The sequence below is a fragment of the Nonomuraea sp. NPDC003754 genome, from assembly GCF_053605785.1.
The window spans coordinates 230,704-243,371 of the sequence record NZ_JBSGJX010000002.1; the positions used below are offsets into that span (position 1 = coordinate 230,704).

Annotated in this window: 12 protein-coding genes and 1 riboswitch; of the genes, 3 read left to right on the top strand and 9 right to left on the bottom strand. The window is 70.8% G+C overall.

All coding sequences use genetic code 11. The annotated features are described in order from the left end of the window. Positions 1 to 227 precede the first annotated feature (227 nt). Genes ACWEVS_RS03630 through ACWEVS_RS03640 form a run of 3 tightly spaced genes read left to right on the top strand, consistent with a single transcriptional unit; the run spans position 228 to position 2,850 of the window. A complete protein-coding gene (locus tag ACWEVS_RS03630) occupies positions 228 to 902 on the top strand; it encodes a response regulator transcription factor (protein WP_354905702.1) in 675 nt (224 codons plus the stop codon). Beyond that, positions 899 to 2,320 carry a HAMP domain-containing sensor histidine kinase gene (locus tag ACWEVS_RS03635; protein WP_354905699.1) on the top strand — a complete coding sequence of 474 codons (1,422 nt, stop codon included), beginning with the start codon at positions 899 to 901 and terminating at the stop codon, positions 2,318 to 2,320. Before ACWEVS_RS03630 ends, ACWEVS_RS03635 begins: the two co-directional genes overlap by 4 nt. Then, a complete protein-coding gene (locus ACWEVS_RS03640) occupies positions 2,317 to 2,850 on the top strand; it encodes a hypothetical protein (protein WP_354905697.1) in 534 nt (177 codons plus the stop codon). The genes ACWEVS_RS03635 and ACWEVS_RS03640 overlap by 4 nt, the downstream gene beginning before the upstream one ends. A gap of 8 nt (positions 2,851 to 2,858) precedes the next feature. Here the strand turns inward: ACWEVS_RS03640 and ACWEVS_RS03645 are convergent, their stop codons facing one another. From ACWEVS_RS03645 to ACWEVS_RS03685, 9 genes are all read right to left on the bottom strand, one after another. Then, on the bottom strand, positions 2,859 to 4,172 hold the full coding sequence (locus tag ACWEVS_RS03645; RefSeq protein ID WP_354905695.1) for a PhoH family protein: 1,314 nt from the start codon (positions 4,170 to 4,172) through the stop codon (positions 2,859 to 2,861). A 234-nt stretch (positions 4,173 to 4,406) separates the two neighbouring features. Then, a complete protein-coding gene (locus ACWEVS_RS03650) occupies positions 4,407 to 5,174 on the bottom strand; it encodes an isoprenyl transferase (protein WP_354905693.1) in 768 nt (255 codons plus the stop codon). A 230-nt stretch (positions 5,175 to 5,404) separates the two neighbouring features. Then, complete coding sequence (locus ACWEVS_RS03655) at positions 5,405 to 6,319, bottom strand: D-alanyl-D-alanine carboxypeptidase family protein (RefSeq protein WP_452415793.1); 915 nt, start codon at positions 6,317 to 6,319, stop codon at positions 5,405 to 5,407. A gap of 12 nt (positions 6,320 to 6,331) precedes the next feature. Then, positions 6,332 to 6,474: riboswitch (cyclic di-AMP (ydaO/yuaA leader) on the bottom strand. A gap of 142 nt (positions 6,475 to 6,616) precedes the next feature. Continuing rightward, positions 6,617 to 7,450, bottom strand: coding sequence for an amidohydrolase family protein (locus ACWEVS_RS03660; RefSeq protein WP_449917955.1), 834 nt, complete (start codon positions 7,448 to 7,450; stop codon positions 6,617 to 6,619). 142 nt (positions 7,451 to 7,592) lie between these two features. Beyond that, positions 7,593 to 8,078 carry a hypothetical protein gene (locus tag ACWEVS_RS03665; protein ID WP_449917957.1) on the bottom strand — a complete coding sequence of 162 codons (486 nt, stop codon included), beginning with the start codon at positions 8,076 to 8,078 and terminating at the stop codon, positions 7,593 to 7,595. 8 nt (positions 8,079 to 8,086) lie between these two features. After that, positions 8,087 to 8,923 carry a DUF692 domain-containing protein gene (locus ACWEVS_RS03670; protein ID WP_449917960.1) on the bottom strand — a complete coding sequence of 279 codons (837 nt, stop codon included), beginning with the start codon at positions 8,921 to 8,923 and terminating at the stop codon, positions 8,087 to 8,089. Between the two features lie 4 nt (positions 8,924 to 8,927). Next, a complete protein-coding gene (locus ACWEVS_RS03675) occupies positions 8,928 to 9,893 on the bottom strand; it encodes a TIGR04222 domain-containing membrane protein (RefSeq protein ID WP_452549751.1) in 966 nt (321 codons plus the stop codon). Between the two features lie 175 nt (positions 9,894 to 10,068). Then, the gene (locus tag ACWEVS_RS03680) at positions 10,069 to 11,931 is read right to left on the bottom strand and encodes a phosphoenolpyruvate carboxykinase (GTP) (RefSeq protein WP_449917964.1); all 1,863 of its coding nucleotides are present in this window, start codon (positions 11,929 to 11,931) and stop codon (positions 10,069 to 10,071) included. A 191-nt stretch (positions 11,932 to 12,122) separates the two neighbouring features. Then, on the bottom strand, positions 12,123 to 12,641 hold the full coding sequence (locus ACWEVS_RS03685) for a hypothetical protein (protein ID WP_354905677.1): 519 nt from the start codon (positions 12,639 to 12,641) through the stop codon (positions 12,123 to 12,125). Positions 12,642 to 12,668: the final 27 nt, after the last annotated feature.

Below are 12,668 nucleotides of genomic sequence, written 5' to 3' on the forward strand. Positions count from 1 at the left end.
GGTGCTGCGCAACCCGAACGTGGCATTCGGTTGGAGTTCCCTTGACCAACCAGGACTTTTCGGATCATGTGATTTTCGTCACACAGAGGGGGGTCCGCCCCTCGCACCCCCGTGCCGAGGGGAGGTCCCCCCTCAGGCTGCCTGGTGTTCTTTGTAGTCTTGTGCGTGGCGTGTCACAGTTTCGTGACACGGAACGCATCTCCCCAAGTCGGAAGAATAATGTGCGCGTGGCAGGAATCCTCCTCGTCGAAGACGACCCCTCCGTTCGGACCGCGCTCGAGCTGGCACTGACCCGCCAAGGTCATTCCGTCACCTCCTACGCGACCGGCGAGGAGGCACTCGACCACGTCAGGTCGCGCCGGCCCGAGATCGCCATCCTCGACGTCATGCTCCCCGGCATCGACGGCGTCGAGGTGTGCCGGCGTATCCGCAAGCTCGACCAGTTGCCCGTCATCATTCTCACAGCCAGGGGCGACGACCTCGACGTGGTCGTCGGCCTGGAGGCGGGCGCCGACGACTACGTGGTCAAGCCGGTCGAGCCGCGCGTGCTCGACGCGCGCATCAGGGCGATCCTGCGCAGGGCCGAGTCGGCCACCTCCGACCGCATCACCTTCGGCGACCTGGTCGTCGACAGGGGCGCGCTCAAGGTCAGCCTGGCGGGCAAGGAGATCCACCTCACGCCCACCGAGCTGCGGCTGCTGCTGGAGCTGGTCCGCCACCCCGGCCAGGTGCTCAACCGGCGCTACCTGCTGCGCGCGGTCTGGGACCACACCCACGTGGCCGACTCCCGCCTGGTCGACGCCTGCGTCCAGCGTGTGCGCGCGAAGATCGAGCCCAGGCCCGCCGAGCCGACGTTCATCCACACCGTGCGGGGATTCGGCTACCGGTTCAGCCCGCCGTGATCGCGTTTCTCACCGGCCTGCGCGGCCGGCTCGTCATCACCTTCACCCTCGTCGCCGTCGCCGCCTCCGCCCTGGTCGCGGGCATCGGCTTCGGGCTGGCCAAGGGCGCGCTGATCGAGAGGACCACCAGGAACGCCGTCGACGACCTCACCAAGGACCTGCGGCGCATCGACTTCGCCGTCGGCGAGCTGCGCCCCGGCGAGGTGCCGCCGAGCGGCGAGGAGCTGAACAACCTCGCCAACGCCCTGTCCGGGCCCGACCGCCACGCGCTCCTGGAGTACCAGGGCCTCTACTACCGCGACGAGACGGGCGCGTTCGGCCCCGACGACGTGTCGGGAGAGCTGCGCGGCCAGGCGCTGCGCAAGCTGGTCAGCCAGCGCAGGATCATCGACGGCGAGCTCTGGCTCGTCCTCGGCACGCAGGTCTACCGCGCCGGGACCGACGACGTCCCCAGGCCGACCGGGCTGCTGGTCTACGAGTACGTGTCGCTGGCCGAGGAGGAGCGGACGCTGTCCAACCTCAGGGACGCCTTCGCCCAGGCCGGTGCCATCACCCTGCTGATCGCGCTGACCGTGGCCCTGGTGTCGGCCAGGCACGTGCTGCTTCCCGTGGGCAGGCTCAGCGCGGCCGCCCAGGCGCTCGGCCGCGGCCGGCTGGACACGCGGCTGCCGGTCCGGGGCAAGGACGAGCTGTCGGAGCTGACGGCGCACTTCAACGACGCCGCCGCGGCGCTGGAGCTGAGCGTCTCGGAGCTGCGCGCGCTGGAGGCCATGTCACGCAGGTTCGTCGCCGACGTCTCCCACGAGCTGCGCACCCCGCTCACCGCGATGACCGCGGTGGCCGACATGCTCGCGGAGGAGGCCGACCGCCTGCCCGAGCAGCCCGCGAAGGCCGTCAGGCTGGTGCTGTCGGAGATGGAGCGGCTGAGGGAGCTGGTGGAGCACCTGATCGAGGTCAGCAGGTTCGACGCGGGAACGGCCACGCTGGCGCTGGAGTCCGTCGACGTCGCCGACGCCATCAGCGACAGCCTGGAGGTGCGCGGCTGGAGCGAGCGGGTCAGCGTGCAGGCGCCCACCGGAGCCGTCGTCAACCTCGACCCCCGCAGGTTCGACGTCATCGTCGCCAACCTGGTGGGCAACGCCCTCAAACACGGTGGCCCGCCGGTGCTGGTCACCGCCCGCAGCACGATGAACGGGCTGGAGGTGAAGGTGCGCGACCACGGCGACGGCATCCCCGCCGAGGCCATCCCGCACGTCTTCGACCGCTTCTTCAAGGCGGGCACGGGGCGCGTCCGCAGCCAGGGCAGCGGGCTCGGCCTGTCCATCGCGCGGGCCAACGCCCAGCTGCACGGCGGCACGATCTCGGTGCGCGCGCAGCGCCCCGGCACCCTCTTCACGGTCTGGCTGCCGCACGCATGAGACGCGCCTGGATCCTGCTGGCCGCCCTGCTGACGCTCACCGGGTGCGGCATCACGCCCACCCCGGTCACCGTCCTCACCTCGGCGCCCGTGATCAGCACCGAGCCGATCTGGGCCAAGGTCTACCTCATCAAGAAGGGCCGCCTGGCGCTGCAGGAGGTCAGGGTCGCCAGCAAGACCCCCGAAGACCTGATGCGCACGCTCATGGACCTCGCCAACCATCCCGTCGAGTCCGGCCAGGACACCGACCTGTACGGCATGCGCTACCAGGCCGTGGACGCCGAGCCCATCGGCCAGCGGACCCAGCGCATGGACCCGGACAACAAGAGCCTCGTCCTGTACGTCACCCTCACCGGCGAGCGGGAGCTGAGCCGGGCGGCGCTCGCCCAGATCGTCTGCACCGCGCGGCTGCGCCCCGAGATCGCCAAGGTGCAGGTCAACATCACCAGGACCGTGTCGGCCTCGTCGACGACGGGAAGGCGCACCTGCGCGGAGTTCCACGACCTGACCCCCGCGGGTGCGCCCTCCTGATCACCGCTCTACAGGGTGATGTCCTCCAGCATCTCGGTCACCAGCGCCGCGATCGGCGAGCGCTCGGACCTGGTCAGCGTGATGTGGGCGAACAACGGATGGCCCTTGAGCTTCTCCACCACCGCCACCACGCCGTCGTGCCGGCCGACCCTGAGGTTGTCGCGCTGGGCGATGTCGTGGGTCAGCACGACGCGGGAGTTGGCGCCGATCCTGCTCAGCACCGTCAGCAGCACCCCGCGCTCCAGCGACTGCGCCTCGTCCACGATCACGAAGGCGTCGTGGAGCGAGCGGCCGCGGATGTGGGTGAGCGGCAGGACCTCCAGCATGCCCCTGTCGAGGACCTCCTCGATCACCTCGGGCGTGGTCACCGCGCTCAGCGTGTCGTAGACGGCCTGCGCCCACGGGCCCATCTTCTCGCCCTCGCTGCCCGGCAGGTAGCCGAGCTCCTGGCCGCCGACCGCGTAGAGCGGGCGGAAGACCACGACCTTGCGGTGCTGGCGGCGCTCCAGGACGGCCTCCAGGCCGGCGCAGAGCGCCAGGGCCGACTTGCCGGTGCCCGCCCTGCCGCCGAGGGACACGATGCCCACCTCGGGGTCCATGAGCAGGTCGAGGGCGATGCGCTGCTCGGCCGAGCGGCCGTGCAGGCCGAAGGCCTCCCGGTCGCCGCGGACCAGCCGTACGGACTTGTCGGGCAGCACCCTGCCGAGCGCGGAGCCCCTGGCCGACAGCAGCCGCAGGCCGGTGTGGGTGGGCAGCTCGCGCGCCTCCTCCAGGTCGGCGGAGCCGTGCTCGAACAGCGTCTCCACATGGTCGGTGGTGACCTGGACCTCGGCCATGCCGGTCCAGCCCGACTCGATGACCAGCTCGGCGCGGTACTCCTCGGCCGACAGGCCGATGGAGGCGGCCTTCACCCGCAGCGGCAGGTCCTTGGACACCAGCACGACGTCCTTGCCCTCGGCGGCGAGCGTGCGCGCCACGGTGAGGATGCGGGTGTCGTTGTCGCCCAGCCTGAACCCGACCGGCAGGATCGAGGGGTCGCTGTGGTTCAGCTCGACCCTGATCGTGCCCTCGCCTGTCGGCATCGGCTCGTCGAGCCTGCCGTGCTGCACCCGCAGGTCGTCGAGGTAGCGCAGTGCCTTGCGTGCGAAGTAGCCGAGCTCGGGATGGTGCCGCTTGGCCTCCAGCTCCGTGATCACGACGATCGGAAGGACGATCTCATGCTCGGCGAAGCGGGTCATCGCCGCCGGGTCGGCGAGCAGGACCGAGGTGTCCAGCACGTAGGTGCGCTTGGTGGTGGAGTTGTTGCTCGAGGACACTGCCACACGTTCTCCCCCGGGCGCCCGTGGAAGGGGCGCCCTGCAGACGAGGCGGGAATTCGGACCGGGCCCGCGCCCCGCGTGGGGCGCCGGGTACCGGCCCCCCTCGGCAGGTCAGTGCGCAAAGGCGGGCCCTCTCCGGAGTGACCGGCCTGTGGTCGGCCACTTCCAACGTTAGGTCCTGGATACCCGCCGCCGAAGCGGCCAAGCGTCTGTTCACGTGCTGTTCGTGAACATGTCTCAGGAGCCGTAACGCCGGTGTCTCGCGGCGTAGTCGCGCAGCGCCCGCAGGAAGTCGACCCTGCGGAAGTCAGGCCAGTAGGCCTCGCAGAAGTAGAACTCGGAGTGGGCGCTCTGCCAGAGCAGGAAGCCTGACAGTCGTTGCTCGCCCGACGTCCTGATGAGGAGGTCGGGATCGGGCTGACCGCGAGTGTAGAGATGCTCCGCGATGTGCTCCACATCGAGGACCTCGACCAGGTCCTCGATGCTCGCCCCCCTACTTGCGTGCTCCTGGAGGAGTGAGCGCACCGCATCGGCAATCTCACGTCTTCCTCCATACCCAACCGCAACGTTCACAATCAGCCCGGGACGGTGCGATGTGGTTTCTTTCGCGGTTTTCAGGACATTCGCCGTCTGGTCGGGGAGGAGGTCGAGCGCGCCGACGGGGATGATGCGCCAGCCCTCGGCCACGAGCTCCTGAGTGACGTCCTCGATGATCCTCAGGAGCGGCTCCAGCTCCTCCTTCGGCCGGTTGAGGTTGTCGCTGGACAGCATCCAGACCGTGACGACCTCCACGCCCGCCTCACGGCACCAGGTGAGCAGCTCCGAGATCTTGTCGGCGCCCTTCCTGTGTCCCTTGCTGACGTCGCGCATGCCCATCGCGCGCGCCCAACGGCGGTTGCCGTCGATGATGACCCCGACATGGCGGGGGAAGTCGCCGCTGTCGGCGGACAGCTTGGCCTCCAACCGGCGCTCGTACAGCCGGTAGACCAGATCGCGCAGGCCCACGGAGTTCCTCCCCAGCGGTGCTGTGCCTTAGTGGTCGACTCACGACCTAACAGGCAATTATCACCGCCTTTCGAGACTGCTGGCCCCCTTAGGCGGATTCCTGGCGAGCTGTCGGCGATCCGGTGCCGCCTCCAGCGCCACGGTGGAACCGTCCGGCCCGCTCGCCACATCCGTCGCCGCGGGCGGTGGTCGGACGCGGCGGGACCATGGGGGCGCGTGCGCCCCGCCGGTCAGAGCCTGCCGCTGGTCGCCGCCCAGTCGACAAGCGCCTCGGCGGTGTCGAAGCGGCGGCTGGAGCTGGACTCTCCCAGGATCACGCCGACCAGCCGATGGCCGTCACGCTCGGCCGCGAAGGCGAGGGTGTAGCCCGCGGCGCGCGTGAAGCCGGTCTTCAGGCCGACGGCGCCCGGCGTGCCGAGGAGGCGGTTGGTGTTGCGCCAGGAGTAGGCGCCGTGCTCCGCCGTCTCGGGGAGCGAGCGGTACCGGGTGGAGCCGACCTTCTTGATCGTCTTGTTGTCCAGCGCGGCCTGGGCGAGCCGTACCTGGTCGCGCGCGGTGGAGTAGCCGCCGCCCTTGGCGGGCATCCCGTCGGGGTTGACGTACAGCGAGTCCTTCATCCCGAGCGCGCGGGCGTTGGCGTTCATCTTCGCCGTGAAGGCGTCGACACCGGGCCCGTACGAGCGGGCCAGCGCGTGGGCGGCGTCCGCGCCGGAGGGCAGCATCAGGGCGTAGAGCATCTCCTCCACGGTGAGCCGGTCGCCGGCGCGCAGGTACGCCACGGAGGCGCCGCCCTTCGAGGCGTAGCGCACGTCAGCGGAGGTGACCTTGACCACGTCCGTGGGCTTGGCCTCCTTCAGCACGGTGTAGGCGGTCATCACCTTGGTGATGCTGGCCACCGGCATGCGCCGATCGGCCTTCTTGCTGAAGTAGACCTTGCCGGTCCTGGCGTCGATCAGGTGGGCGGCCCGGCCGAGCACCGCCGGGGCGTCCGCGGCGGCGGCCGGAGCGGGGGTCCGGGAGACCGGCGACACGACGCCGGGCTGGGGGGCGGCCTGCGCACCGGTGGCGACCGCGGTCACGGCGCCCGCGGTGATGACGGCGCCGAGCAGCGCGCGTCCCAGCCGGTAGGTGAGATGCGTGGGCATGAAGGGTCTGCTCCTTGGCTTCCATGCCGCCTACCGGGTTAGCTGACGGGTTCGGGCTGGGAAGTGCCCTACGGGCGCCGCTGAGCGGGCGCTCGATTCACCCCAAGGGAAGTGGGTCCCCGGCTCCGTGGATACGGATTCGGCGGCCGCGCGTCCGGCGGACTGGCCTGAGATGACGCGCGGTCCGGGCAATGAAACGGCAACGAACATGTCACAGTTCGTCGCACAACGACCCAAAAGTAGCAAAATAGCATAAACCACGCAAATAGCCGCGAACCTCCGGCCCGCGACGGGCCGCTACATCGCACTCAAGCCGTAGAAACGGGCGGCGTTCCCGCCGAGCACCTTGTCGCGGTCGATCCCCCCGAGAAGCGCCCCGTACACCGTGAAGACCGTCCGGTAGTCGGCCGCCAGCAGCGAGACGGGCCAGTCGCTGCCGAACATCAGCCGGTCCGGCCCGAACACCTCGACCGCGTGCTCCACGTAGGGCCGCAGGTCCGCCACGGTCCAGCGGGCGTGGTCGGCCTCGGTGACCAGGCCCGACACCTTGGCGTACACGGTGGGGCAGGCGGCGGCGGCGCGCAGCAGCGACGCCCACGGCTCCAGCTCACCGGCGGCGATCCTGGGCTTGGACAGGTGGTCGATGACGAGGTTGAGCGTGGGGTGCCGCTCGGCGATCGTGACGACGTGCTCCAGATGCCGGGGCAGCAGCGAGACCACGTCGAACGGCACGCCCGCCTCGGCCAGCAGTCCGAGCCCGTCGAGCACCGCTTCCCCGATCAGCCAGTCGGGATCGGGCTCGGTGTGGATGAGGTGCCGGACGCCGACGAACTTCGGATGTCTGGTGTAGCGCTCGAGCGCTCGGGCGGCTTCCTCCGGGCGGTCGAGGGGCACCCATCCGACGACCCCGGCGATGAAGTCGTGGGCGTCGGCGTGGGCCAGCATGGCGTCGGTCTCCCAGAAGGAGTCGTCGGCCTGGACCACGACCGTCCGGTCGACGCCCGCGGCGGCCAGCTCGGGCGCCAGGTCCGCGGGGCCGAAGGTGCGGTGGATCGCCGGCAGGTCGGGAGTGGGCCAGGAGTAGGCGCCGGTCTCCAGGTTCCAGAAGTGCTGGTGGGCGTCGACTATCACGCGGCAAACATAGGATGTCTGGCCGACCTCGGCAAGAGCTCCCCGGGACTCACCGCGGCCCCAGGAAGAACGGCAGGACCGAGGCTCGGGCCGCTGCGAGGCGAAGGGTGGCCGACCCGCACTGTGGGGGGTGTCCCCCGGTTCAGCGGCGGCGCCAGGGGAACGGCAGGCGCCCGCGGCGGCGCGGTGGCGGGTCGTGGAGGATCCCTCGGGCGCGCAGCCAGTCGGCGAAGTCGTCGGCGTCGGCACGGTAGCGGGCCGGGGGCTCGGTACGGGCGGCGGCGTAGGCGGCGAACTCGGCCACCAGCGCGGCCCCCGCTGCCGCGGCGGCGTCGGGGCGCAGCCTCGCCACGATGCCGCGCCGCTTGGCGAGCAGGCTGCGCGCCTGGACGGCCAGCCGTACCTGGTCGAATCCGGCGGGCGGGGCGCCACCCGCGACCAGCGCCGCGACCACGCTCGCCTGCGCCTCCCCCAGCCGCGCCCTGACGTCCTCCAGCGACCGCTCGGGCCCCGCGGCACCCCGCGACAGCTCCCCCGACACTCCCGACACCTCCGTCACCTCCTCCGGCCCGGCCTCCCTCAGCGCCTGCGACCCGCTCCCCGCCTGCACGCTGCCGTGACCCTCCATGCCCGGTCCTACGAGGTCGCCAGGCGGCGGGCGCCCGCGGCCATGGCCGTGCGGATGCGGTCGAGCTCGCCGGCCAGCGCGGCGTCGCTCGGGTAGTGGTCGTCCCACTCCAGCAGGACGCCCGGCGGCGCCACCCGGGCGCACAGCTCCTCCAGCACCTCCAGCACCTGCTCAGGGACCGCCTGCGCGTGCGTGTCGTGCCAGACGCCGTCGTGCAGGTGCCCGCCGGCCACGTGCACGTAGGCCAGCGCGGCCAGCGGCAGCGTGTCCAGCGCCGCGACCACGGACAGGCCGAGGTTGACCTGGTTGGTGTAGAGGTTCGCGACGTCGACCAGCAGCCCGACCCCGGTGCGCGCCACCAGCTCGCCGAGGAACTCGGCCTCGGTCAGCTCGTCCTCCGGCCAGCCGAAGATGGCCGCCACGTTCTCCAGCGCCAGCGGGACGGGCAGCGCGTCCTGGGCGCGTCTGATGTTGTCGGCGACGACCACGAGCGTCTCGCGGGTGCGCGGGACCGGCAGCAGGTGCCCGGCCTCCATCCCGCCCCCGCGCACGAACGCCAGGTGCTCGCTCACCAGCGGCGCGTCGAGCGCCTGCGCGCAGGCCGCCAGGTGGGCCAGGCGCGCGGGGTCCGGCGGGGTGGCGTCGCCGAGGCCGAGGCCGACGCCGTGCGGGACCACGGGGACGCCTCTTTCCCTCAGGACGCGCAGCGACTCGGGCAGCGCGGCCGGCCTGATGTTCTCCGCGACGATCTCGACGAAGTCGACGTCGGGCAGGCGCTCCACCGTCAGGTCGATCTCCGGCCGCCAGCCGATGCCCACGCCGAGCCGGCCGTCCATCGGGCGCATCCCGTCACCCGCCGCCGCAGCCGCCACCGCACCCGCCGCCGCAACCGGACCCGCCACTACAGCTGGAGCCGCCACAGCTGGAGCCGCCGCCGTCGGAGGAGGAGCCGAAGTCGCCGCCGCCGTGGAGGGTGTCGGAGCCCGACCCGCCGCCGCAGGACCCCGAGGCGCAGCTCGATGACGAGACGGCCTTGTGCTTCTCGTCCAGTTCGTCCCTGAGGGTCGCGTCGTCGAGCTCGCTCAGGCCGTACAGGGCGACGGGCACGCCGATGGCGAAGGCGAGGTCGGGGGCGGCCGCCCCGCGCACGTGCCGCTGCTCGGCACGGAGCAGCTCCGCCTGCCCGGCACGGCTGAGGATGTTGGTGAGGGCGCGTCGCCGCCGCCGGGCGACGATCCGGCCGGCCAGCCAGACGATCGCGCAGATGAGCACCGTCGCCACCGAGAGCGGCTCGACGGGCACGGCGCCGGCGACGAGCATGACCGTCGTGAAGATCCCGAGTATGGCCGCGAGGCCCGACAACCCGCTCACGCGGGTCAGGTGGGTGCGGACCGGCACCAGCGAACCGTCGGGCACGAGCAGGCCGGCCCCCATGAGGTGGTGTCGCAGGTCGTCCATGGCGGGGCCGGTGCCGACCTCGTGGCGCAGCGCGTGCACCGGCATGCCGCCGGGCAGCACGGCCACGGCGGCGAGCACGGCCCGCTCGACGGGATCGGCCGAGTCGGCCCCCGCCACGGGGTGCACCAGGCCGCCGCGGGAGACGCGTAGCGCGCCCGCCCTGGCCAGGAGGGCGATCGCGGTGTTGACGACCCGCAGGGGGCCGCCAGCGAGGTAGGCGAGCTCGTAATGGCCCAGATCGCCGCCGGCGTGCGCCGCCACCTCCCGGACCCTGGCGTGCTCCCGCAGGAGCGAGGACGTGGTCTTCGCGACCGCGACGGCCAGCAGTAACGCGAGAAAGAACAGAACGAATGCCATGTACTGCCCCCTGAGGGAAGGACGACGCCCGTGTGCTTATGAGACGCGTGGCGTCCCCTCAAAAGTTTCCCTCAGTTCGGGCACGCGCAGGAAGAGCGCAGGCGTATGCCGCATGGCACACGGAGGAACCGTCCACCGCCATGCCGGGCCGTCCCCGCCCGGCATGGCCTCGACATCACAGCCGGTCGAGGAGCGCCTCGTACTCGGCCCACAGCTCCTTGGGCAGGTGGTCGCCGAACTTCTCGAAGTGCGCGGGGATCAGGGCCGCCTCCTGCCGCCACACCTCACGGTCGACGGTGAGCAGCGTGCGCAGGTCCTCCTCCGACAGGTCGAGCCCCTCGGTGTCGAGCTCCCTCGGCAGCAGCCCGATCGGCGTCGGTACGGCCTCGGCCTCGCCGTTCAGCCGCTCGACGATCCACTTCAGCACGCGGCTGTTCTCGCCGAAGCCCGGCCAGATGAAGCGGCCGGCGTCGTCCTTGCGGAACCAGTTCACGTAGTAGATGCGGGGCAGCCGCGCGTCCTCGCGGCGGCCGACGGACAGCCAGTGGCCGAAGTAGTCGCCCATGTTGTAGCCGCAGAACGGCAGCATCGCGAACGGGTCGTAGCGCAGCTCCCCGACCTTGCCCTCGGCGGCGGCGGTCTTCTCGGAGGCGACGTTGGCTCCGAGGAAGACGCCGTGCTGCCAGCTCAGCGACTCGGTGACCAGCGGCACCGCGGTGGCGCGGCGGCCGCCGAACAGGATCGCCGAGATGGGCACGCCCTTGGGGTCCTGCCATTCGGGGGCGATGGTCGGCGCCTGGGACGCCGGGGTGGTGAAGCGGGCGTTCGGGTGGGCGGCCGGCTCCTCGGAGTCGGGCGTCCACGAGCGACCCTTCCAGTCGGTGAGGTGCGCCGGCGGCTCGTCGGTCAGCCCCTCCCACCACACGTCGCCGTCGTCGGTGAGCGCGACGTTGGTGAAGATGCTGTTGCCCCACAGCGTCTTCACGGCGTTGGCGTTGGTGGTCTCGCCGGTGCCGGGCGCCACGCCGAAGAAGCCGGCCTCCGGGTTGATGGCGTACAGCCTGCCGTCCTCGCCGAAGCGCATCCAGGCGATGTCGTCGCCGATCGTCTCGACCTTCCACCCGGGAACGGTCGGCTGGAGCATGGCGAGGTTGGTCTTGCCGCAGGCGCTCGGGAAGGCGGCGGCGATGTAGCGGGTCTCGCCCGTGGGCGGGGTCAGTTTGAGGATGAGCATGTGCTCGGCCAGCCAGCCCTCGTCGCGGGCCATCACGCTGGCGATGCGCAGCGCGTAGCACTTCTTGCCGAGCAGCGCGTTGCCGCCGTAGCCGGAGCCGTACGACCAGATCTCGCGGGTCTCGGGGAAGTGGCTGATGTACTTGGTCGAGTTGCACGGCCACGGCACGTCCTGCTGCCCCTCGGCCAGAGGCGCGCCGACGGAGTGGACGGCCTTGACGAAGTCGCCGTGCTCATGGTCGCGCTTGCTGCGGCCTTCGTTGGCTCCTTCGTCGCTCTCTTCGGCCTTTCGCGCCGCTCCACGCTGCTCGATCAGGCGCAGCGCCTCAGCGCCCATCCGCGTCATGATCCGCATGGACACCGCCACGTACGGCGAGTCGGTGATCTCCACGCCGAGCTGGGAGATCTCCCCGCCCAGCGGTCCCATGCAGAACGGCACGACGTACATCGTCCGCCCGCGCATGCAGCCCTTGAACAGCTCACCGAAGGTCGCGCGCATCTCGGCGGGCGCGATCCAGTTGTTCGTCGGGCCCGCGTCCTCCTCGCGCTCGGAGCAGATGTAGGTGCGGTCCTCGACCCGGGCGACGTCGCTCGGGTCGGACTTGGCGTAGAAGCTGTTGGGCCTCTTGGCGAGGCGGGTGAAGGTCCCCTGGTCGACGAGCAGGTTCGTCAGGCGCGTCCACTCGGCCTCGGACCCGTCGCACCACTCGATCCTGGCGGGCTGGGTCAGGGCGGCGATCTCGTTCACCCAGTCGGCCAATTTCTGGTTGGACGTCGGGCTGGGTACTTCAACGGAAAGGGACACGGCAGCGGCTCCTCCACTCTTATCTGGGCCACGTCATCATTAACGACTAATGCCGACAAAGGCGAATTGGCGTAGACCTTTGCGCAGGCAGCGGCCTTGATGGAGAGGGAACCTACCCACCGAGAAGAGATTTAAAGAAAGTTAATTGGTCCAGACCAAGAGGAAAGGTCTAAACCAATCAGGAGATTGGTTCAGTCCATTCCGGAAGGGCCAGCTGCGCGAATGCGGTCGACATGCTGCAGCGCGTCGCGCAACTCGGTCAGCCAGGTGTCGGTGTGCTTGCCGACCAGCCGTACGCACCAGGCGAGCGCGTCGCTGCGACTGCGGGCCACGCCGGCGGCGACCAGGGTGTCGAGGACCTGCCGCTCGGACTGCCGCAGCCTGGTCATCACGGGCACGGACAGTGTGGTGAACATCACCGTCTCGTCGCCGCAGGTCACGCCCCACGAGACCTTGCGGCGGAACTTCCGCTCGGCCTCCGTGGCGATCTCGATGCGGCGCTCTCGGGTCTCTTCCCTGAAGCGCCGGACGAGGCCGTCGATCGTGGCGGCCTTCTCGGCGTCGGAGCCGGCCTCGGGCTCGGGGAGGGTCCCGATGACGGCGATCTCCTCGCGGTCGAGGACGATGGTCACGGGGCCGGTGAACCAGGTCTCGGGCAGCCGGCCCGTGAACCACGCCCGCAGCGTGCTGGTTGCTTCGTCAGTATCCATGTAATGAGAATTACACACTTGCCGGAC